Source organism: Mesorhizobium sp. M1078, from assembly GCF_040318615.1.
In the GTDB taxonomy this organism is placed as follows: Bacteria; Pseudomonadota; Alphaproteobacteria; order Rhizobiales; family Rhizobiaceae; genus Mesorhizobium.
The window spans coordinates 47,740-69,144 of sequence record NZ_JAMYMP010000026.1; the positions used below are offsets into that span (position 1 = coordinate 47,740).

Annotated in this window: 24 protein-coding genes; 17 read left to right on the forward strand and 7 right to left on the reverse strand. The window is 62.8% G+C overall.

Going from position 1 to position 21,405, the window contains the following annotated elements:
* The first annotated feature begins 203 nt into the window (after window positions 1–203).
* From NKH38_RS25350 to NKH38_RS25375, 6 genes are all read left to right on the forward strand, one after another.
* Window positions 204–968 (forward strand): SDR family oxidoreductase, encoded by a 765-nt coding sequence (locus NKH38_RS25350; RefSeq protein ID WP_352763828.1) that lies wholly within the window; start codon window positions 204–206, stop codon window positions 966–968.
* Window positions 965–3,040, forward strand: coding sequence for an excinuclease ABC subunit UvrC (gene uvrC / locus NKH38_RS25355; protein WP_023824130.1), 2,076 nt, complete (start codon window positions 965–967; stop codon window positions 3,038–3,040). The genes NKH38_RS25350 and uvrC overlap by 4 nt, the downstream gene beginning before the upstream one ends.
* Before the next feature lie 170 nt (window positions 3,041–3,210).
* Window positions 3,211–3,807 (forward strand): CDP-diacylglycerol--glycerol-3-phosphate 3-phosphatidyltransferase, encoded by a 597-nt coding sequence (gene pgsA / locus NKH38_RS25360; RefSeq protein ID WP_023673449.1) that lies wholly within the window; start codon window positions 3,211–3,213, stop codon window positions 3,805–3,807.
* 1 nt (window position 3,808) lies between these two features.
* Window positions 3,809–4,066, forward strand: coding sequence for a molybdopterin converting factor subunit 1 (moaD, locus tag NKH38_RS25365; RefSeq protein WP_023689089.1), 258 nt, complete (start codon window positions 3,809–3,811; stop codon window positions 4,064–4,066).
* Window positions 4,067–4,070: 4 nt separating this feature from the next.
* Entirely contained in the window at window positions 4,071–4,544 is a 474-nt protein-coding gene (locus tag NKH38_RS25370; RefSeq protein WP_023733882.1) for a molybdenum cofactor biosynthesis protein MoaE, read from the forward strand.
* Window positions 4,545–4,614: 70 nt separating this feature from the next.
* Window positions 4,615–5,379, forward strand: a complete 765-nt coding sequence (locus tag NKH38_RS25375; protein WP_352763824.1) for a YbaY family lipoprotein — start codon at window positions 4,615–4,617, stop codon at window positions 5,377–5,379.
* A gap of 3 nt (window positions 5,380–5,382) precedes the next feature.
* Here NKH38_RS25375 and NKH38_RS25380 read toward each other — a convergent pair whose 3' ends face one another.
* Entirely contained in the window at window positions 5,383–5,859 is a 477-nt protein-coding gene (locus tag NKH38_RS25380; protein ID WP_023701902.1) for a cupin domain-containing protein, read from the reverse strand.
* A gap of 64 nt (window positions 5,860–5,923) precedes the next feature.
* Here NKH38_RS25380 and NKH38_RS25385 point away from each other — a divergent pair, with 64 nt between their 5' ends.
* The gene (locus NKH38_RS25385; RefSeq protein WP_023701901.1) at window positions 5,924–6,379 is read left to right on the forward strand and encodes a MarR family winged helix-turn-helix transcriptional regulator; all 456 of its coding nucleotides are present in this window, start codon (window positions 5,924–5,926) and stop codon (window positions 6,377–6,379) included.
* An 86-nt stretch (window positions 6,380–6,465) separates the two neighbouring features.
* Here NKH38_RS25385 and ndk read toward each other — a convergent pair whose 3' ends face one another.
* Complete coding sequence (ndk, locus tag NKH38_RS25390; protein WP_023684731.1) at window positions 6,466–6,888, reverse strand: nucleoside-diphosphate kinase; 423 nt, start codon at window positions 6,886–6,888, stop codon at window positions 6,466–6,468.
* 215 nt (window positions 6,889–7,103) lie between these two features.
* Here ndk and NKH38_RS25395 point away from each other — a divergent pair, with 215 nt between their 5' ends.
* On the forward strand, window positions 7,104–7,328 hold the full coding sequence (locus NKH38_RS25395) for a hypothetical protein (protein WP_352741227.1): 225 nt from the start codon (window positions 7,104–7,106) through the stop codon (window positions 7,326–7,328).
* Between the two features lie 9 nt (window positions 7,329–7,337).
* On the opposite strand, the gene bluB is transcribed toward NKH38_RS25395, so the two are convergent.
* Window positions 7,338–7,973: a 5,6-dimethylbenzimidazole synthase gene (gene bluB / locus NKH38_RS25400; protein ID WP_027048828.1), complete on the reverse strand. Its 636-nt coding sequence runs from the start codon at window positions 7,971–7,973 to the stop codon at window positions 7,338–7,340.
* Between the two features lie 289 nt (window positions 7,974–8,262).
* Between bluB and NKH38_RS25405 the strand changes: the two genes are divergently transcribed.
* The 3 genes from NKH38_RS25405 (at window position 8,263) to NKH38_RS25415 (ending at window position 11,020) form a co-directional block, all read left to right on the forward strand.
* Window positions 8,263–8,775 carry a DinB family protein gene (locus tag NKH38_RS25405; RefSeq protein WP_352763819.1) on the forward strand — a complete coding sequence of 171 codons (513 nt, stop codon included), beginning with the start codon at window positions 8,263–8,265 and terminating at the stop codon, window positions 8,773–8,775.
* A 447-nt stretch (window positions 8,776–9,222) separates the two neighbouring features.
* A complete protein-coding gene (locus NKH38_RS25410) occupies window positions 9,223–9,840 on the forward strand; it encodes a hypothetical protein (protein WP_352763815.1) in 618 nt (205 codons plus the stop codon).
* 394 nt (window positions 9,841–10,234) lie between these two features.
* Window positions 10,235–11,020 (forward strand): GGDEF domain-containing protein, encoded by a 786-nt coding sequence (locus NKH38_RS25415; RefSeq protein ID WP_023731111.1) that lies wholly within the window; start codon window positions 10,235–10,237, stop codon window positions 11,018–11,020.
* A 1,185-nt stretch (window positions 11,021–12,205) separates the two neighbouring features.
* Here the strand turns inward: NKH38_RS25415 and NKH38_RS25420 are convergent.
* From NKH38_RS25420 to NKH38_RS25430, 3 genes are all read right to left on the reverse strand, one after another.
* On the reverse strand, window positions 12,206–12,508 hold the full coding sequence (locus NKH38_RS25420) for a DUF982 domain-containing protein (protein ID WP_023670262.1): 303 nt from the start codon (window positions 12,506–12,508) through the stop codon (window positions 12,206–12,208).
* A gap of 158 nt (window positions 12,509–12,666) precedes the next feature.
* Window positions 12,667–14,748: an ATP-dependent helicase gene (locus NKH38_RS25425; protein ID WP_023731110.1), complete on the reverse strand. Its 2,082-nt coding sequence runs from the start codon at window positions 14,746–14,748 to the stop codon at window positions 12,667–12,669.
* Between the two features lie 50 nt (window positions 14,749–14,798).
* A complete protein-coding gene (locus NKH38_RS25430) occupies window positions 14,799–14,966 on the reverse strand; it encodes a hypothetical protein (RefSeq protein ID WP_023670264.1) in 168 nt (55 codons plus the stop codon).
* A gap of 136 nt (window positions 14,967–15,102) precedes the next feature.
* On the opposite strand from NKH38_RS25430, the gene NKH38_RS25435 reads away from it, so the two are divergent.
* On the forward strand, window positions 15,103–15,255 hold the full coding sequence (locus tag NKH38_RS25435; protein ID WP_023693936.1) for a hypothetical protein: 153 nt from the start codon (window positions 15,103–15,105) through the stop codon (window positions 15,253–15,255).
* A gap of 237 nt (window positions 15,256–15,492) precedes the next feature.
* On the opposite strand, the gene NKH38_RS25440 is transcribed toward NKH38_RS25435, so the two are convergent.
* Window positions 15,493–16,461, reverse strand: coding sequence for a LysR substrate-binding domain-containing protein (locus NKH38_RS25440; RefSeq protein WP_023731109.1), 969 nt, complete (start codon window positions 16,459–16,461; stop codon window positions 15,493–15,495).
* Between the two features lie 111 nt (window positions 16,462–16,572).
* Between NKH38_RS25440 and NKH38_RS25445 the strand changes: the two genes are divergently transcribed.
* From NKH38_RS25445 to NKH38_RS25465, 5 genes are all read left to right on the forward strand, one after another.
* Window positions 16,573–17,406, forward strand: a complete 834-nt coding sequence (locus tag NKH38_RS25445; RefSeq protein ID WP_023684748.1) for a hypothetical protein — start codon at window positions 16,573–16,575, stop codon at window positions 17,404–17,406.
* Window positions 17,407–17,419: 13 nt separating this feature from the next.
* On the forward strand, window positions 17,420–18,388 hold the full coding sequence (locus NKH38_RS25450; RefSeq protein WP_352763807.1) for a DMT family transporter: 969 nt from the start codon (window positions 17,420–17,422) through the stop codon (window positions 18,386–18,388).
* Entirely contained in the window at window positions 18,381–18,614 is a 234-nt protein-coding gene (locus NKH38_RS25455) for a hypothetical protein (protein ID WP_023684750.1), read from the forward strand. The genes NKH38_RS25450 and NKH38_RS25455 overlap by 8 nt, the downstream gene beginning before the upstream one ends.
* 167 nt (window positions 18,615–18,781) lie before the next feature.
* Complete coding sequence (locus NKH38_RS25460; protein WP_023670270.1) at window positions 18,782–19,228, forward strand: Ros/MucR family transcriptional regulator; 447 nt, start codon at window positions 18,782–18,784, stop codon at window positions 19,226–19,228.
* A 137-nt stretch (window positions 19,229–19,365) separates the two neighbouring features.
* Window positions 19,366–21,243, forward strand: coding sequence for an ABC-F family ATP-binding cassette domain-containing protein (locus NKH38_RS25465; RefSeq protein WP_023689073.1), 1,878 nt, complete (start codon window positions 19,366–19,368; stop codon window positions 21,241–21,243).
* The last annotated feature ends 162 nt before the right edge of the window (window positions 21,244–21,405 follow it).

Genomic DNA, 21,405 nt, shown 5'->3' on the forward strand with positions numbered 1-21,405 from the left:
GCAGGCGATGCTGCACTGCACTCGGCTTGGTGCAACGGGTTCAGCGTCCTATATTGCGGTCCTGCCGACCCGAATCCGGGGCGGTGCCGGCGGCGAAAAAGCCGTTTCGCCACATTCCTGCCCCAGGTGGAAACGGCATTTAACCCCTGGTCGCGTCACAATGTGCCGCCAGCCGAATTGAGGCGCAGATTGAGGATTGACAGATGATCGAAGCCGCCGGAACGGCGCTGGTGACGGGCGGGGGGAAGCGGATCGGCAAGGCGATCGTCGAGGATCTGGCCGCGCACGGTTTTGCCGTCGCCATCCACGCCAACCGCTCGACCGCCGAGGCCGACGCGCTGGCTGCGAGCATCAGGGACGGAGGCGGCCGCGCCGGCGTGGTAGCCGCCGATCTGACCGACATGGATGCGGTTGGCGATCTCGTCGGCCGCGCCGCGGCAGCGCTCGGCCCGGTCACGCTTCTTGTCAACAATGCGTCGCTGTTCGTCGACGATAGCGTCGAGGACTTCGACTGGGCGGCATGGGACCTTCACTTCGCCATCCATGTGAAGACGCCGGCGCTGTTGGCGCAAAACTTCGCCCGCGCCTTGCCGCCAGGGCAGGAGGGGCTGATCGTCAACATCATCGACCAGCGCGTCTGGCGGCCGACGCCGCGCTATTTCTCTTATGCGCTGTCGAAGTCGGCCTTGTGGACGCAGACCGAAATGCTGGCACAGGCGCTCGGTCCGCGCATCCGCGTCAACGCCATCGGTCCCGGTCCGACTCTGAAGAATACGCGCCAGGACGATGATGATTTCCAGAAGCAGGTCGATGGCCTGATTCTGAAGCGCGGCCCGCAATTGGCCGAATTCGGCGCCACCATTCGCTATCTCTGGGATGCGCGCTCGGTGACCGGCCAGATGATCGCGCTCGACGGCGGCCAGCATCTTGCATGGCAGACGCCGGATGTGGCAGGCATGGTGGAATGAGTCCCGCAGACCAGAAACACAAGACGCGCGCCGGCGCCGCTGACGATATGCCGCCCGACATCGACCTTGAGGATGAGGCGGTCGAGGAGATCGTCGAGCCCGAGGCCACCGGGCCCGATGTCGCCTTCACCGCGATAGACTGGGCGCCGCATGCCGGCGACGCCGACGGCATGGTCGGCGCCGAGGTCATCCAGACACTGGTCAAGCGGCTGCCCAATGCGCCCGGCGTCTACCGCATGATGAACGCCGCCGGCGACGTGCTTTATGTCGGCAAGGCGCGCAGCCTGAAGAAGCGGGTGACCAACTACGCGCAAGGCCGGTTCCACACCGCCCGCATCGGCCGCATGGTGCGCGAGACATCGACGATGGAGTTCGTCGTCACCCGCACCGAAATCGAAGCGCTGCTGCTCGAGGCCAATCTCATCAAGCGTTTGCGGCCGCGTTTCAATGTGCTGATGCGGGACGACAAGTCGTTCCCTTACATCCTGTTGACCGGCGATCACGTCTCGCCCGGCATCTACAAGCATCGCGGTGCGCGCTCGCGCAAGGGCGACTATTTCGGACCTTTTGCGTCGGCCGGCGCGGTCGGGCGCACCATCAATTCGCTGCAGCGCGCCTTCCTGCTCAGGAGCTGCACCAACTCCTTTTACGAAAACCGCACCCGGCCGTGCCTGCTCTACCAGATCAAGCGCTGTGCCGGTCCATGTACCGGGGAGATCTCGCATAGCGACTATGCCGAGCTGGTCAGCGAGGCGAAGGATTTTCTGTCGGGCCGCAGCCAGAAGGTGAAGACCGAAATCTCTGCCGCCATGCAGCAGGCCTCGCAGGAGCTCGATTTCGAGCGCGCCGCCATTTATCGCGACCGGTTGGCTGCACTGTCCCATGTGCAGAGCCATCAGGGCATCAACCCGGCCACGGTCGACGAGGCCGATGTCTTTGCCATCCATCAGGAGGGCGGCCAGGTCTGTATCCAGGTGTTTTTCTTCCGCACCGGCCAGAACTGGGGCAACCGCGCCTATTTCCCCAAGGCCGATCCGGCACTGGAGGGGGCGGAAGTGCTGGGCTCGTTCCTGGCGCAGTTCTATGACGACAAGCCGACGCCACGGAACATCCTTCTGTCGCGAGGCGTCCAGGATCAGGAACTGTTGGCCGAAGCGCTGTCCACCCGCGCCGGCCGTAAAGTGTCGATCTCGGTGCCGCAGCGCGGCGAGAAGAAGGATTTGACCGACAACGCGCTGCAGAATGCCCGCGAGGCGCTCGGCCGCCGCCTGGCCGAAACCTCCACGCAAGGCCGGCTGCTCGCCGGCTTTGCCGAGACCTTCGGCCTGCCGAAGCCGCCGGTGCGCATCGAGGTCTATGACAATTCGCATATTATGGGCACCAACGCCGTTGGCGCCATGGTCGTCGCCGGGCCGGAAGGGTTTGTGAAGAACCAGTACCGCAAATTCAACATCCGCTCGACCGAGATCACGCCCGGTGACGATTTCGGCATGATGCGCGAGGTGATGGAACGGCGCTTTTCGCGGCTGCTGAAGGAACATGGCGATGTCGTTCCCGACGACGCGGCAGCCGGTGGAGCAGGCGACGACATCGAAGAAGACATCTCCGGCAGCTTCCCGGCCTGGCCCGACGTCATCCTGATCGATGGCGGCCAGGGCCAGATGAGCGCGGTGCGCAAGATCCTCGCCGACCTCGGCATCGAGGATCGCGTGGCGGCCATCGGCATCGCCAAGGGCCAGGACCGCGATGCCGGCCGCGAGCGTTTCTTCGTCAGAGGCAGGGACTCGTTTTCGCTGCCCGTCCGCGATCCCGTGCTCTATTTCGTCCAGCGGCTGCGCGACGAGGTGCATCGCTTCGCCATCGGTTCGCACCGCGCGCGGCGCAAGAAGGAATTGGTCAAGAGCCCGCTCGACGAGATCGCCGGCATCGGTCCCGGCCGCAAGCGCGCGCTGCTGCTGGCCTTCGGCACTGCGAAGGCGGTCAGCCGCGCGGCAGTCGAGGATCTGGTCAAGGTCGACGGTATTTCAGAGCAGGTCGCCAAGCTCGTCTACAATCATTTCCATGAGAGCTGAGCGCCGGTGACGCCGCTGTCCCGATCAAATGGCAGCAGCCGTTCTTTTCTCGCAGGCCACTCGAATCCCGGCAATCGCGCGCTATTTTCGTCTGGCCAATCGAATCTCGCCTGTTGACCCCCTACATCCGGTTCTGATTTGAGTACGCAGGCAGAAAGAGTCCCTGAGATATGGCCAAGCGCGCGTTCAACCTGCCTAACATGCTTACCTATGCCCGCATCGTCGCGGTGCCGCTGGTGGTGCTGTGCTTTTTTCTCGAGGGGCATCTGAAATCGAGCGACTTCGCCCGCTGGTCGGCGTTGATCATCTTCCTGCTGGCTTCGATCACCGACTATCTCGACGGCTATCTGGCGCGCGCCTGGCAGCAGACGTCCAACATCGGCAAGATGCTGGATCCGATCGCCGATAAACTGCTGGTCGCCACCTGCCTGCTGCTGCTCGCCGCCGACACCGACCGCCATGCCGGCATCGCAGGCTGGTCGTTGTGGGCGGCAATCATCATCCTGTGCCGCGAAATCCTGGTTTCGGGGCTGCGCGAATATTTGGCGGCATTGAAAGTCTCGGTGCCGGTGACGCAGCTCGCCAAATGGAAGACCGCCATCCAGATGGTCGCCATCGCCTTCCTGCTGGCCGGGCCTGCCGGCGACAAGATCTTCCCGCTGACCACGCAGACCGGACTGGTGCTGCTGTGGATCGCAGCCCTCGTCACGCTCTACACCGGCTACGACTATTTCCGCGCCGGCCTCAAGCACATCATGGACGAGTGAGATGTCGACCAGGCTCATTTATTTCGCCTGGGTGCGCGAACGGATCGGCAAGCCGGAAGAGGATGTCGAACTGCCCGCCGGTATCGAGACGGTGGCCGACCTCCTGCGCTGGCTGAAATCGCGTGGCGAGGAATATGAGCACGCGCTGCAATATCCTGATGTGATCCGCGTCGCCATCAACCAGGAACATGTCGAGCATCGCGAGAAGATAGCCGGCGCGCGCGAGATCGCGCTGTTTCCGCCGATGACCGGGGGCTGACACCATGTCCGGCGCGCCGACGGTGCGCATCCAGCGCGACGATTTCGACGTTGCCGCCGAGATCGCGAAACTGACCGAGGGTCGCGCCGACATCGGCGCTGTAGTGTCCTTCTCAGGACTTTGCCGCGACGAGCAGGGCCAGCTGTCGGCCCTGGAACTCGAGCACTATCCCGGCATGGCCGAGGCCGAAATCACCCGCATCGCCCGCGAGGCGCTTCAGCGCTGGCCGCTGCAAGGGCTGACCGTCATCCATCGCCACGGCAAGATCGCACCGGGCGAAAACATCGTGCTGGTGGTGGCAGCGTCCTCGCACCGGCAGGCGGCGTTCGAAGCGGCCAATTTCCTGATGGATTTCCTGAAATCGCGTGCACCCTTCTGGAAGAAGGAGCACCGCGTGGACGGCACCGATGGCGGCTGGGTCGAGGCCAAGGACGCCGACGACCAGGCTGCGGCGCGCTGGAAGGCGCGGCCCGAATAAATCTCGGCGCAGCCATGTATTGACCGCATTCCCTTGGCCAAATCGCATCGGCCAAAAAGGGAGCAAGGGCATGCTGGACAGGATCGCCGAATTCTTCGTCTTCGGTTTTGTGCCGCTGGTTATCGGCGTTCTGGCCGTTCCCGAGCCTTCCGTCGCCGCCGAGAAAACCCTGAAGGGCGAGGTGATGTATCGCGAGCGCATCGCGCTGCCGCCCAACGCCGTGCTGTCGGTTCAACTTGCCGATGTATCGCTGGCCGATGCGCCGGCCGCCATTGTCGGCGAGCGCAAGGTAGCGCCGGCCGGCCAGGTGCCGATCAAGTTCGAGATCAGCTTCGATCCAACGGTGATCCGGCCCAACATGACCTATGCGCTGCAGGCGCGCATCATCGCCGACGACAAGCTGCTGTTCGTCACGGACTCGCGCTATCAGGTCGATCCGCTCAGCGAGGCGCCGCAGGCCATTGTGCTGAAAATGGCGCCGAGCGACAAGCCGACCTCGGCCTCGCTGTTCGGCCAGAGCTGGCTAGTCGAATATATCGACGGTATCGGCGTGATTTCGGAGCCGCAGGCGACGTTCCGGGTCAGCGAAGCCGGCAAGGCGGGCGGCAGCGGCCCGTGCAACGCCTATTTCGCCACCGCCAAGGTCGATGGCGAGACCATCGTCATCAGCGACATCGGCTCGACCTACAAGGCCTGCGCGCCGGAGATCATGGCCGAGGAAAAGGCGCTGTTCGAGGCGCTCGCCAAGGCGGCGTCATACCGTGTCGATGGCGGCAAGCTGATCATCGCCGACAAGGACGGCCACGATATCTTGCGCTTCAACGCAGCGAGCTAAGAATCAAGACTGCGGCGGCGGGGGCGCCGGCGTCAGGCCGAACCGGCGCATCAGGTCCATCAGCCTGGTGCGGTCTGGCGGGCCGCCAGTGCTGAAGATGGCGAAGGCCTCGCGAAAATATTCCGGGCCGATCGCCGCCGGTGTCACCACGCACAGCACCTTGGCGGTCGCGGCGGTGTCGTTGTCGAAGCGATGGACCGCGCCGCGCGGAATGCACAGCGCCTGCCTAGGCCCGATATCGTGCCGGTGTCCGTCGACGGTCAGCGTCAGCACGCCTTCGATCCCGTACATCGTCTCTTCATAGTGATCGTGGCTGTGCGCCGGGGCGGGCAGGCGCTGCGAGCCGGCGACCGTCAGTTCGAAGGCGGCGATGCTGCCGTTCGACTGGTCGCCGGTAAGCAGGAAGCGCACGGCAAGGCCGCCATGGCTGATTGTCTCGTCGGCCGGATTGACGCTGATCTGGCTAGCTCTGTCTAGCATTTCATCCTCCCACGTGGTAAATTGAATTTACCGAAATGAGTAAACTCGATTTACCAGAGTGTCAATGCCATTATCCGCGGAAGAACCGCCAAAGAAGCCACCGCTGATCGGTGCACTGCTGCGCGTTCCGGCCATGGCCATTCACCGCAAGCTGATCAGGGATCTCAGGGCGTCGGGTTTCGAGGACCTCAGCCCGCCGCATATGGCGGTGATCCAATATCCCGGCCCGGATGGCCTTCGGCCGAGCGCGCTCGCCGAGCGCGCCGCGATGAGCAAGCAGGCCATGAATCAACTGCTGAAGACGCTGGAAGCGATGGGTTATATCACTCGCTCGGCGGCACCCGATGAGAGCGGCGGGACCGTCGTCCACTTCACCGACCGCGGGCGCGCCGCATACCAGAAGATGGCCGACATCCTGCTCGACGTCGAGCGGGAATGGGCCGAGGAACTGGGCGAGAAGCGTTTCACGGAGCTGAAAACGCTGCTCGGCGACCTCTGGGACACGCCGCTCATCCGTTGAAAGCGGCATGAAGCCGAAGCCGGGACCTGACCAAAGAAAAAGGCCGGCGAAGTGCCGGCCTCTTGCATACATTGGTTCGCGTCGGCTCAGCCGACGATCTCGGTGTCGGAGAACCAGTACTTGATCTCTTCAGCAGCGGTTTCCGGCGCGTCGGAGCCGTGCACGGAATTCTCGCCGATCGACAGCGCGTGGACCTTGCGGATGGTTCCTTCGGCGGCGTTGGCGGGGTTGGTCGCGCCCATCACTTCGCGGTTCCTGGCAATGGCGTTTTCGCCTTCCAGAACTTGCACGATGGTCGGCGCCGATGACATGAATTCCACCAGTTCGCCGAAGAACGGACGATCCTTGTGGACGGCGTAAAAGCCTTCGGCCTCGCGGCGGCTCATCCACACGCGACGTGAGGCGACGACGCGCAGGCCGGCCTCTTCCAGCATCCTGGTGATGGCGCCGGTAAGATTGCGCCGGGTCGCGTCCGGCTTGATCATGGAAAAGGTGCGTTCGAGCGCCATGGGGTCGTCCTTGTCTTGAGATGGAAAGTCTTGAGATCGGAATGTGGAGTGGCGGGCTCTATACAAGCCGCCCGGCCCATTGCCAAGGGGCGCGCCCCGGCAGCGTTATTCGGCCGCGACCGCCCGCATGGCTGTTCGCAACGCTCTGGTCAAAGGCAAGGCTTGCGGGAAAATGGCGATTGCGCAGGCACGCACGAACGGAAAGACATCGGACCATGTTTGACGGGACGCGCTGGCCCTACCACCACCTCAGGCCGGGCGACATAAAAGGGAGCCTATTGACTATCGGCATTTTTGCTGCCGTGGGCATTGTTCTGCTGCTCTTTTTGGGTCGCCGCACAAATACGAACTTCGGCTTCGGCCCCGAATGGCAATGCACCCCGATGCCGAAGGGCGACCCGATCTGCGTCAAGCTCATCGCCAAGGAAGAGACGAAGTGATCGGCAGCCTTACCGCCTGATCACCACCGGCTGCCGCCGGCGCTCCCAGCCTTCGCGCTCCAGTGTCGGCAGATCATGCTCCTCGCTGGCATAGCCGAGGCAGAAATAGCCGATCAGCGTCCACTCAGGCGGGGTGTCCAGGATTGCGGCCATCTCGGCGGCGTCGAGGATCGACACCCAGCCCATGCCGATGCCTTCCGCCCGCGCCGCCAGCCACAGTGTGTGCACCGCCATGACGGCCGAATAGTCGATGGTTGCCGGCATGGTCATGCGGCCGAGCCCGTGGCCCTGTTGCGTCGTGCGGTCGGCGAAAACCGCGAACTGGCAGGGCGCTTCATTGAGACCGGCGAGCTTCAGCTGGGCATAGAGCGCGGCGCGCTCGCCCGAAAAGCATGCCAGCGCCTCGGCATTGCAGCGCTCGAAACAGTCTCTCACCGCGCCCCGCCGCTCGGCGCTGTCGACCACCACGAAGCGCCACGGCTGGCTGAGACCGACGGACGGCGCGATGCTGGCAAGCTCCAGCAGCCGCTCCAGCGTACCCTCGGGCAAAGCCGTCCGCTCGAAGCGCCGCACATCCCGGCGCCAGCGCAGCAGCGTGACCAGCCCGGCGCGAAAATCATCGGTGAAATCGGGGGGTGGTGGCATGGCGATCAGGAGACTTGTGTGGGGAATAGGCAGTGGCAGTAGGCAGTAGGCAGTAGGCAGTAGGCAGTAGGCAGTAGGCAGTAGGCAGTAGGCAGTACAGCGCTCAGACCCTATTGCCTACTGCCTATTCCCTAAGCTGCCGCCGCCGCCTCCTTCCAGCAATGCCGGTTGAGCGGACGGGTCGCGTCGTGTCCGGCGAGTTCATAGAACAGAATGGTCATTGGCGGCTGCGTCCTCGCGGTCTAATTAGGCGCCTGCGGCTGAAGCGGAACTCGTCGGCGGGAAAAAGATGAAACAGCATTTCATGATGTTCGCGGCCTACAATCAATGGGCCAATGGCCGCATCTACGATGCCGTCGCCGCACTTGACGAAGAAGAGTTCAACCGCGATGTCGGCGCATTTTTCGGCTCGATGATGGGCACGCTCAACCATCTGCTGGCCACCGACCGCATCTGGATGAAACGCTTCACCGGCGAGGGCGACGCGCCGGCAAAACTCGACGCCATCCTGCATCGCGCGTTGCCTGGCTTGAAGCTGGCGCGTGAGGCCGAGGACAGGCGGATTGTCGACTGGGTCGGCGGTTTGACCGAAAAGGCTTTGTCCGGCCGCTTCTCCTACATGACCGTTTCCGACATGCGCACCGTCTCGCAGCGGCTGGCGCCTGCGCTGGGACACGTCTTCAACCACCAGACCCATCACCGCGGCCAGGCGCATACCATCCTGACCATTCTCGGGCGGCCTTCCGTGTCGCTCGATCTGGCCTTTTTCCAGCGCACCGACGAAGGCCGCGCCTACGCCTGATCTCCTGACCGCGCTTCCGTTTGAATGAACGGGAGCGTTAACCGGTGCATTTGCGCCGGCCGTGCATGCCCGGCGCCAGCTCCGGATCCCAGCCGGGTTTTGAGGACCATGTCGGCACAACGCTGCCCGCTGACGGGGCCAGGTGGCTGGACTGTCGGTGGCCCGCCTTTTGTGGGCCTTCGGCTCCAGGCCGCCGCAGCCACAACCCGCTCCAACTCCGGTGGAATTTCTGTTTAGAGAATTAAACAAAGTTTAAATATTGAAGCAAAAACATACTTTTTTTTAGAAGACCAGTGCACACCTTGGGAACTACAATCCTTATTCTTGGAAAAAATAAAGAAACTATAAGGAAGACTCGTGCGTAGCTGTGAGTGCATAAGCATATGTCTGCTTTGATTTGCTGGCATGTTGCAGTGCACAAAGCAGAACGGCAACGAGGAGAGTGTCATGGTTAATATCACTCAGAAAATCGCTAGAACACTGGCGGCGGGTGCAATTATCGTCATTTTTGCCGCTCCCGCGAATGCAGGAGGCGGAATTGGCGTCGGTGTCGGCGCATCTATCGGCGGTGCTGGCGGCATCAATGCCGGTGTTGGCGCTTCGATCGGCGGCAGCGGCGGGGTCAAGGCCGGTGCCGGCGCATCGGTCGGCGGCAATAGCGGCGTTACTGCAGGCCTCGGCGCCTCAGTCGGCGGTAGCAGCGGCATCAACGCCGGCGCTGGCGCGACGGTCGGCGGAGCCGGTGGCATCAAGGCCGGTGTTGGGGCCACGGTCGGCGGCAGCGGAGGTATCAAGGCCGGTGTCGGCGTCAACGTCGGCAGCGGCATCAACGTCGGGGTCGGCGTCGGCATTGGCGGAACGCCGGGCACGCCCGGTACGCCCGGTACCCCCGGCACGCCAGGAACTCCTGGAACACCAGGCATCCCTGGGACACCCGGTGTCGTCGCCAGCATGTCGAACAGCCAGCTGACACGTATGAAGAAGCGCTGCGTCGATGTGCTCGCCAGCGAGGGCACCTACGACAGCGATCTGCGGCAGCTATGCCTTATGATCTCGCGTCGCTGAGACAGGTTTCGCCGGGAGTGTCGAACCAGCCGTGAGGCTTTACGGCACTCTCCTACCGCATGGCCCAGACTTCCCGAGGGACATGCGCTGACGAGAAGCCTCCGGCCAGTCGGAAAGCCCGCCGCGCAAGTGGCGGGCTTTTTGTCGCCACTCACAAGGCAACCGATCGCGCCTTTCGATTGCCGGAGCGTTTTATCGTTTAACGGAAACGGTGAAACGCGCTATCCCTTTGTCTTGGCAATTCCGAAGGGAAAGCGCCCAACGCGCTCTTCCCGGAAAGCCGCTCACACTTTTGCTGGAATTGTTCTGGTTACCACATTCGAATTGCAGGTAAGATTTTAGGGTTTCATTTGTGTTCCCGCTGCAAAATGGCGAACACAGTGGGAGAAATGGCATGCGGGTCGATCTGTCGCCCACCAGCTGGGGCAGGGTCATAGCAGTCACGGTTGTCGGCACGGCGATCTGTATCGCGGCGGCCTTCCTTGTCGATTCCTACAATTTTCCGTCGCTGTCGCCCGAAGCATTGCGCTGGGCGCAGCTCACCGACCTGCTACTGCCGCTTGTGCTGGGTGGATCGTTCTTCTCTTTCCTGATGTACAAGATGCGCCAGCTGGCGATCGCCCAGAAGAATCTGAGCATTGTCGCGGCAACTGACAGCCTGACCGCGGTGTTCAACCGCGGCGCGTTTTCAATGCTGGTCGAGGCCTATCTCGAACAGGCGCGCAGCCAGGCCGTCGTCGATGCCGGCGCCCTGCTGATCGTCGACGCCGATCATTTCAAGACCATCAACGATCGATTGGGCCACGATTGCGGCGATCAGGCGCTCAAGCTGATCGCGCAGACGATCAAGGCCCAGCTGCGCGGCGCCGACATCGTCGGGCGCATCGGCGGCGAGGAGTTCGCCATCTTCCTGCCTGGCGCCGACCCATCGCAGTCCTGGCTGGTTGCCGAGGGGATCCGGCGGCGCATCCGCGAGGTCGAGTTTGCCCCGGATGGACGGCCCTGTCCGCTCTCGGTGAGCATCGGTGGCGTCGCCTTCAGCGGACCCACCACCTATGCCGACATGTTCCTGACGGCCGACCGGCACCTCTACAAGGCCAAGTCCAACGGCCGCGATCAGGTCAGTTTCGAAACGACCGGGCCGCGCAGCCTGCTCGCCGGCGACCCGACGTTGCATTGAAATGCGGGGGCCAGGCGAGGCTCCGGTCGGGCGCAGGCGCTTTCCAAACGGATCGCGGCAATGCGACCTGGAATACGCAACGGCGCCGTCAGCTTCCATGGTGTCGACTGCAGCAGGCCTCGTTCCTTAACGCAAGTGTCTCGGTCTGCTGGTTGGCGCTGCGATCCGTTGGCCTACCGCATCGATATGATGCCTTCAGATGTACCTAGTCCTCGCTTGCTGCGTCCGCCGCTGCTTGCGGGTTGGCCGTCCATTTCTGCTTCGAGGTGTGATCAACGCGATGGCGAAACGGTGGCTGCAGCGTCGCTCGCTATCGCGCGTGGTACCCGCCTCGGCGGCTTGTACCGTTATCCAGTGCTCATAGATCGGATGAGTCAGGAATCCAGAAGTCGGCCTAAACTTGTTTAACGGGCATTTACTTAGAGAAGAAATAATTCGTAGAGTGGCGTCGGATTGTTCCATCAATTCAAGTGATGATATATTCAATTTCCCGGTCAACCATAATGGATTTGTGTCTGACGTCTCAAGCGTCAGTTGATATTTCAGATGGGAAAAAAATATGCAATAAAACTCAAAGGATTTAACACGGCATCTAGGCCGGGGGGCTTTTTTACTCCTCCAGTTCGCCTCAGGGTATGGATGCGTGACGCGGCACCTTGTAAAGGATGAAGACATCGATCTCGTCAGTTCCGATCACCACAAGCGATTTCTTTCCTGGCGAACGAATTTAAGGTTAAAGCCATTCAGTCGCGATCGATACCGGAGGAGGCAGTTTTTGGCCGGCTCTATGATGCAGTCTTTGCGCTTTCATTCTTTTCCACATGCCGATAACAACTGGTCGCGATGGCTGGTTCGTCTGTTCAGCTTTGTGCGGCCTGGTGGCATTCCGATTTTCACAACTCACGGCTCGCGATCCATGCCTTTTCTTCAATGGAGACGCCACCGAGTGAATTTGGCTTTCGGTTTGCATTGAACAGTGAACAGGCCGACATCGCGGTTGAGGAATACGGCATGGTGGCCATGGATCTTGGGTTCGTGATCAAACTATCTCAAGACGCTTCCAATGCCGAGTTACTCCAAGATGAAGTGGACGCTTGGTGGGATCACCAAGACGTGTTTGTCGTTCGACGTCTGCCGGCAAGTCCGAGTGATCTTTTTTGCTGGGCAGGCCTGGTCCCGGCCGTCTCAGACGGCGTAGCCGCCATAACCGTGTGCGACCGGCTTGACCGAGACGGCCGGCTGGACCGCGGGCCAGAGGATGCCTGCCGTGACTGCAAAGGTGATCAGGGCATCGCGTGCGGCCTCGGTCGAGATTTCTCCGGCGCGCGCCGCCTCGCAAGCCCTCACGGCCGCGCCATAGCTCAGGCGCCGGCGTGACGGCGGAAATTCGGTCAGGAAATCATGCATCTCGAACAGCGAGGCGAGCATGCGTTTGTGGCCGGCGCCAACGCTAACGGCAACCGGGGTGAAGAACATCGCGTCGTGCATTCTGGCCTCTCTGGATGGGCGGAAGGGCGGCGGCCGCCGCCCTCCGATCGCGGGTTGGACGCCAGAAAACGCGGCTGGCGGCCCGAGGTTCCCTGAGAGATGCCATGACAGGACGATTTGCTCTTGAGGTCGCTCCCTGCCGGCATTCGCGGTTGCGGCTATTTCCACATGCCGCGCATGCGGGCGCCGAGGTCGACGCGGACTTCAGGTCTGTGGCGCGGATCGTCCTTGGCGTGGACGCTCGCCCACGACGTCTGCTCGAAGGCGCCGAGGATCGAGGCCGGGATGAAACGGGTTCGCGAGGCATAGACGTGGCGGTCGCCGCGCGCTGCCTGGCCGTGAGTGAAGAAGCGCTGCGGCGTCACCAGATGCAGGCCGTCCTTGGCCCGCGTCATCGCGACGTAAAGCAGCCGGCGCTCCTCCTCGATGTCTTCCTTGGTGCCAACGCCGAGATCGGCCGGGATGCAGCCATCGACGGTGTTGAGCACGAAGACGTTCTTCCATTCCTGGCCCTTGGCCGAATGGATGGTCGACAGGATCAGATAGTCCTCGTCGCGGTGCGGCGGCCCGGCCTGGTCGCTGGTCGCATCCGGTGGATCCAGCGTCAGCTCGGTCAGGAAGCGCTCGCGCGAAGCATAGCCGGAACCGATCTGCTCGAGCTGCATGAGGTCGGCCCGCCGCGTCGTTGCATCATCGTGGATGCGCTCGAGATGCGGCTCGTACCACAGCCTGACCTGTTCGAGATCGGCCGGCCATTTCCCCGACCGCGCGCGCAGGCCGGAATAAAGCGCAACGAAGGCTGGCCAGTCCTCAGCCGCGCGTTGCGGCGGCCGGTAGCGGGCCAGCCCCATTTCCTCGTCGAGCGATGTCGCCATGGTCTCGACGATGGTGCTCGCCGCCGAAGGGCCGATGCCGGGCAGCAGCTGCAGCACGCGGAAGCCGGCGACGCGGTCGCGCGGGTTCTCGGCAAAACGCAGCACCGAAAGCACGTCCTTGACATGGGCGGCGTCGAGGAATTTCAGCCCGCCGAACTTGACGAAGGGGATGTTGCGGCGCGTCAGTTCGATCTCCAGCAGGCCGCTGTGGTGCGAGGCGCGAAACAGCACCGCCTGCGATTTCAGCACCGTGCCGGCCTCGCGCTCGGCAAGGATGGCCTGGCAGACATAGTTCGCCTGCTCCGCCTCGTCGCGCACGCTGACCAGTTTCGGCCTTTGGGAGGATTTGCGCTCCGACCAGAGGTTCTTGGTGAAGCGCTCCGATGCCTCCGAGATGACCGCATTGGCTGCCGCCAAAATGGTCTCGGTCGAGCGGTAGTTGCGCTCCAGCATGATGACATCGGCGGCTCGCGCGAATTGTTGCGGGAAATCGAGGATGTTGCGCACTTCCGCGGCGCGAAACGAATAGATCGACTGCGCGTCGTCGCCCACCACTGTCAGTCCGGCGCCGTCCGGCTTCAGCGCCGAAAGGATCGAGGCCTGCAGCCGGTTGGTGTCCTGGTATTCGTCGACCAGCACATGGTCGAAGCGCGAGCCCAGATGCGCCGCGATCTCCGGCTCGGCGGCCATCTGCGCCCAGTAGAGCAGGAGGTCGTCGTAATCGAGCACGTTCTGCGCCTGCTTGGCCTCGACATATCGGGCGAACAGCTCTTTCAGCTGTTCTGCCCACCCCGAGCACCACGGAAAGGCCGAACCCAGCACCTCGCCAAGCGGCGCCTGCGCGTTGACGGCGCGCGAATAGATCGCCAGGCAGGTGCCCTTGGTCGGAAAACGGCTTTCGGTCTTCGAGAATCCAAGTTCATGCCGGGCAAGATTCATCAGGTCGGCGGAATCCTCGCGGTCGTGAATGGTAAAGGCCGGGTCGAGGCCGATCGTCAGCGCATAGTCGCGCAGCAGCCTGGCGCCGATGCCGTGAAACGTACCGGCCCAGGCCAGCGCGTCGGCGATGACGGACGCGTCTCGGCCCAGGACCTCGCCGGCGATGCGTTCGACCCGCCTGGCCATTTCGGTGGCGGCGCGGCGCGAGAATGTCATAAGCAGAATGCGTCTGGGATCAGCCCCCTTGACGATCAGATGCGCAACCCGGTGGGCGAGCGTGTTGGTCTTGCCGGAGCCGGCGCCGGCGATCACCAGCAGCGGCCCGGCGACCTGGCCGTCGCCATGTTCGACGGCGAGCCGCTGCTCGGCGTTGAGCTTCGCCAGATAGGCGGGCTGCAAGGACGAATCATTAATGGCGATGGTCATCGCCTATCAAGCATCGTTTCCGCTTTGTTCGCAACGGGCCGAAGTCGCCCTTATCGCCGTGGCGCGACACCCGTCGCCGCCGACTGGCGCCGCAAGGTGGCGCGTTCGTCGCCAGGCACCGGCAACGGATCGAAATTGTCGGGCACGTCCTTGATGATCTCCTTGGCGATGCGATAGGTCGCGTAAGCGAAAAGGCCGGTAATGAGCAGACGGATCATGGCGCGATCTCCTTTGGGCAACCAACCTCAGAGCCGCCGTTTGGTTCCAGCCGACGCGGTGTCGTTTGCGAGCGTGCAACCAAAGCCGAACCACCTCGTTGCCTTACGAAGGAGAGGGCAGACCTAGGAGGTCTCCATGAAAAGGCTTCTGATTCTGTTGGCCGCCAGCTTGGCGCTCGCCGCGTGCGACGGCGACATCCAGCCAACCAAAGCCCCGGTGCTCGATCAAACTCCGCAGACGGATTCGGCGCCAAAGCCGGCGGCCAGCGGCGATCAGCCGGCGCAATGATCGTTTTCCGGCGGGAGACGAGAAATGGCTTTCAGGAGAAGAAGGCCGGCGCCGCTTGGGAGGTGAGCTGATAGCGCCGGCCAGGCGGATATCAGGTCCGCCGCAACAACCGAAGATACCTGAGTCTCTCGCCTGCGTCATGAGGTGGCAGTTTTCGTGCCGGTTCTGCTCGTGCCGTCTGCGCAAAACCAGCAGAAAAGACCACAAATCCCGCAAGGCCGCGGAAAGAATCCGACCTCAGGCAATGGCCTTGCGCAGCACCGGGCCGCCGGCAATCCCGGCGTCCAGCTGGCACTGCGTCAGGGCCGCCTCGGCCATGATCCACTGTTTGAACAGTTCCACCTTGCGCGTGTAGGGCGCGGTGACCGGGCAGACGAAATACCAGCCGGCGGTGTTGGGGTGATGCACGGCAAACGGCGCCACCAGCCGCTCTGCGCGGATCTCGCTCGCCATATAGGCGCGGTTGGCGACTGCAAAGCCCATGCCGGCATTGGCCGCCTCATAGGACATCATGCAGGAATCGAAATAGATGCTCTTGGTCTCGCCCAGCACGGAACTCGCGCCGGCAAAACCCAGCCACGACTGCCAGTTCTGCGTGCAGGTGTCGGAATGCAGCAGCGTGAAATGCCTGAGGTCGTCGGGCGTCACCTGTGACGGCGGCCTGTCGCCGAGAACTTCGTGGAACAGCTTCCTGCTGCACACCGGCGTCAAATCCTCCTTGAACAGCAGGTCCGCTTTGAGGTCGGGAAAGCTGCCGTCGCCATAGCGGATCTCAAGGTCGAACTCGGAGGTGGCGAACTCATTGGTGGCGTAGGAGGTCGAGACGCGCATCTCGATTTCGGGATATTGCCGCTGGAACAGCGGCAGGCGGGCAAACAGCCAGCGCGCCGCGAACGTCGGCAGCACCGAAATCTTCAGCACATGCGCCTGCGACTGTCCGGTCGCCTCCATGCTGGCCGCCACGATGCGCTCCAGCGCCTCGCGAACGCGCGACACATAGGTCTCGCCTTCGGGTGTCAGCGACACCGCATTGCCACCGCGCTGGAAGATCTTGAAGCGCAGCTGGTCCTCGAGGCTTTTGACGCGCTGGCTGACGGCGGAAGCAGTAATAAACTGCTCTTCGCCGGCGCGCGTGAAGTTACGGTGCCGGGCGGCACTTTCGACAATCTTCAGCGAATTGAGGTTGACCTGACTGAGCAGACGCACGCGTTTCGACCTTAAGCTGGGCTTACACTAGCACCAGCATTCCTAATTTTACAGGGGTGGGGAAATTAATCGACAGTTTACCAAGTGATGCCCCCATCCTGGAGAAGTAGAATGAACGCCCATACCATACCTGAACTGCGCTACGCGATGAGCCGAGAAGCCATTATCGGTCATGAGACGGCCTGGAAAGTGTCGGGTTTCGGCGTTGCGCAGTATCTGCATGGCTACGACCCGGCGCTGCTGGCGGCGATCGAAGAGGCGGCGTTGAAGCTCAAGGCCAGCCACGCCGTGCACAAGCACCTCGACCTGACCTTCATCACCGGCGCCGACCGCTTCATCCCGGAGATCAAGGAACTGCTGCATGACAAGCTGCGCCTGGAACGTCTGTCCGACATGATGGGCACCAAGCTCGAGCCCTATCCGCTGTCGATCGTCGGCTCGACCGTCACTTTCATGAATCCCAAGGACGGCGCCGTCGATTGGCATTGCGACGGTGTCCCGGTCACCGAACTCATTCCGCTGTCGATCAGCAATCCGCTGGTCGGCGGCCATCTCGAAATCTACTGCGACGATTCCGAGACCGGCCGCGCCATCCTTGAATCCGGCCGCGAGATTCCGCGCAACCAGGTCATGCGCATCGACCACAAGATGAACTACGCCACACTCGGCCAGTTTCTCGGTGTGCTGCACCGCACCGCGCCGATCCAGCTCGGCTCGCGCGTCACGCTGGTCCTCAACCAGCGCTCTGTGGCCAAGCCCTACGTCGACGACAATCGCATGTTCTATCTCGCAGCCGACAATGATCACGATCGCGAATGGGTCAACGAACTGGCCGAAGACGTCTGGACGAACCAGCTGCCGGCCTATCGGCGCTTCGAGGAAGAACGTCCGGTTGCGGCGGCGACCGATGCGCCGGTCCCGGGCGGATCAAGGGAATCATGGTAGCCAGAGCATAGAAGTGGACGCCGGTTTGGCCGTCGGTAACATCATGGTCGGCGATCAGGACAAGGCACCGTCGCACCGATTCCGGGATGGATCGGGTTCGCCATCGGCCCTGGTCTTCGCCGCCGGCGCGGTCGCCCTGTGGTCGACCAACGCGCTGGTCGGCAAATCCCTGCTGGCCAGCCATCCGGTGTCGCTCGTGCAGTTGCTGCAGTTTTGTGGAGCGGCTCTGGTGTTCGCCGTCATCCATCTGGCGAGCCGGAAGGGGGACACGCAAGACGCAGCCTTTGCCAAGGGTGCTGACGGCACCCTGGCGCCGGTCGCGGTCGGCTTTATTGGCCTGGTCGGCACCATGGTGCTGCAATACATCGCCTTTGCCTCCATGCCGGTGATCGAGGCCAATCTCGTCGCCTACACCTGGCCGCTGATGGTCGCGGCGGCGGTCATCGTGCTGGGCAAGCGGCAACGCCCCGTGCTTCTGGGTTTGACTGCCGTGCTCGGCTTTGTCGGCGTGGCGCTGGTGATCTCGGGTGGTCGCGGCCAGCCTTTTCTCCAAGGCAGCATCGTCGGCTATCTCGCTGCCTTCGGCTCGGCGCTGTGCATGGCCTTCTATTCGATTGCGGTCGCCCGCCTGGCCACACCGTCGGAGCGTTTGCTTTTGCCTTCGGCATTGGTCGGCGTCGGCCTGACCTTGCTATGGTGTATTCACGACGGCGCAGCCTGGCCATCCAGCGAGCACCTCCTGCTTGGCCTCTATCTCGGCGCCGGTCCGATGGGGCTGGGATATTATTTCTGGTCGCGCGCCTTGAAGCTTGAAGGCGGCGGCAAGGTTGCGGTCATCGCCTATCTGACGCCGATCGCGTCGACGCTGCTGCTGACACTTTCGGGCGAAAGGCTGACGCTGACCGCGATAGCCGGTGCGGTCCTCGTCATCGGCAGCTGTATTGCGGTGGGCATAGAACGCTCGGAGGCTGAACATGCTTGACGACGATGAACGCCTCGCCAGACAGGAAGCATTCTGGCTGCTCAAGGAGTTCGGCGCCGAGGCGCCGCTCTACGCCGCCATGAAGGCCGAAAAAGCGATAGAGCAAAAAGATTTCGGCCGGTGCGCCCGCTGGAAGCGCATTCTGGACATACTGGCCGACTCTAAACCTGCGGCGTCCGTGCAGTTGAAATCTGCTGGCGCGAAGTCGGCCGTTTCCAAGTATTAGATTTTCTAATTTGCAACGTTGCAACCTGTTGTGGAAACATCCTCCTGTTCCGATTCTTGATCGTTTATTGAGACTTTAGCGATCCGTTGGGGGGTGCAGCTAGGTCGATACATCAAGAGAAGTCTTAAAAAAAGCCGGCAACTTCATGACCGGCGGGAGAAACAGAATTGCACACCATCGACAGCAAGACCGCTATTGAACTGACTGCTGACATCGTCTCGGCCTATGTCGGCAACAATCCTCTCCCTGCGTCTGGCCTGCCGGATCTGATCGCCAGCGTCAGCGCATCGGTGCGCAAGCTGGGCAGCATTGCCGCCGTGGAAAGCCCCGCGCTGAACCCCGCTGTCAATCCGAAGCGGTCGGTGTTTCCCGACCACATCGTCTGTCTGGAAGATGGCAAGAAATTCAAGTCGCTGAAGCGCCACTTGATGACCGACCATGGTCTCAGCCCGGAGGAATATCGTGGCAAATGGGGCTTGCCGTCGGACTATCCGATGGTGGCGCCGAACTACTCCGCGACCCGTTCGGCACTGGCCAAGTCTTCGGGCCTCGGCCGCAAGCCGGCCGTTCCGGCTGCCGCGGCCAAGGTGACGAAGCGCAAACCCAAAGCCTGAACCAGGCAGCCTCTTAAAGTCAGTCTGCAGTTAGCAGTGATGGACGGCGCGCTTTGGGCGCGCCGTCTTCATGCCTTATGCCCCCGCCAGCGCCCAGGCCCTTGCGAAGCGCCGCCCTCCCGTGCAAAAGCCCCGGCATGCTTATCATCAACGATCTTTCGCTCCGCATGGCCGGACGCTTGCTTCTCGATCATGCCTCGCTGACCTTGCCGGCCGGCACCAAGGCCGGCCTCGTCGGCCGCAACGGCACCGGCAAGACGACGCTGTTCAAGGCCATCACCGGCGACTTTCCCTCCGAGACCGGCTCGATAAGCCTGCCCAAGAACACCCGCATCGGCCAGGTGGCGCAGGAAGCGCCCGGAACCGAGGAGCCGCTGATCGAAATCGTGCTCAAGGCCGACCTCGAGCGCACCGCATTGCTCGAGGAGGAAAAGACCGCCACCGACGCGCACCGCATTGCCGACATCCATATGCGGCTGGCGGATATCGATGCGCATTCGGCGGAATCTCGCGCGGCCACCATCCTCGCTGGCCTTGGCTTCGACGACGCCGCGCAGCGCCGCCCGGCCTCGTCCTTCTCCGGCGGCTGGCGCATGCGTGTGGCGCTCGCCGCGGTGCTGTTTGCCGAGCCCGACCTTCTGCTGCTCGACGAGCCGACCAACTATCTCGATCTCGAAGGCACGCTTTGGTTGGAAAACTACGTGTCGAAATATCCGCACACGGTGCTTCTGATCTCGCACGATCGCGACCTGCTCAACCGCGCCGTCAATTCCATCGTTCATCTCGACCAGAAGAAGCTGACCTTCTGGCGCGGCGGCTACGACCAGTTCGAGCGCCAGTACACCGAGCAGAAGGAATTGCAGGAGAAGGGCCGCGTCAAGCAGGAAGCCGCGCGCAAACACATGGAGTCCTTCGTCGAACGCTTCCGCGCCAAGGCTTCGAAGGCGAGACAGGCGCAGTCGCGCATCAAGGCGCTGGAGAAGATGAAGCCGATTGCCGCGATCGTGAACGACACGGTGCGGCCGTTCTCTTTCCCCGAACCGGTGAAAACGGTGGCGTCGCCGATCATTGCCTTGAACAACGTCAATGTCGGCTACACCGAGGGCCAGCCGATCCTGAAGAAGATGACGTTGCGCATCGATGCCGACGATCGCATCGCGCTGCTCGGCGCCAACGGCAACGGCAAGTCGACCTTCGCCAAGCTTCTCTCGGGCCGGCTGAAGCAGGAAACCGGCACCATGACGGTGGCGCCGGGCCTGAAGGTGGCGATCTTCGCGCAGCATCAGCTCGACGATCTCAGGCCTGATGAAAACGCCTACGAGCATGTCCGCCGGCTGATGCCGGAGGCGCCGGAATCCAAGGTACGTGGCCGCGTCGCCCAGTTCGGTCTCACCACCGAGAAGATGAACACCGCCGCCAAGGACCTGTCCGGCGGCGAGAAGGCGCGCCTGCTGATGGGCCTGTCGGCCTTTGAGGGGCCAAACTTGTTCATCCTCGACGAACCGACCAACCATTTGGACATCGACAGCCGCGAGTCCCTGATCCATGCGCTGAACGAGTTTCCCGGCGCCGTCATCCTCATCTCGCATGACCGCCATCTGCTGGAAGCGACCGCCGACCGGCTGTGGCTGGTCAAGGACGGGGCGGTCAACCCGTATGACGGCGACCTTGAGGACTACAAGACGCTGGTCACCGGCGTGTCCGGCGACCGACGCGGCAAGCGCGAGGCCGAGAAGGCATCCAAGGCCGATCGCCGCCGCGATGCCGCGGCGCGCCGCGCCGCCTTCGAGCCGCTGGCAAAGGAAATCCGCGCCACCGAAGCGCTGATGGACCGCATCCGCAAGCGCATCGACCTGATCGAGGACGAACTCGCCAATCCGGCCGTCTACGAAAAGGATCCGTCGACGGCGACCCGGCTCGCCAAGGAGCGATCGCAACTGGCACAGCAGCTTGCCGGCCACGAGGAAAAGTGGCTGACCATGTCGGCCGAGTATGAGGAAGGCACGGCGGAGTGATTACCCTCCCCCGTTGTGGGGAGGGTCGATCCGCGAAGCGGAGCGGGGTGGGGGTCCGCGCCGCGGGCCCCCCCCCCCCGCCGGCCCCCCCCCCCCACCCCAAAGTGGAGGGATAGTTGAGCGCGGAAAAAGAACACACACCACCCCCACACAAAACCCAAA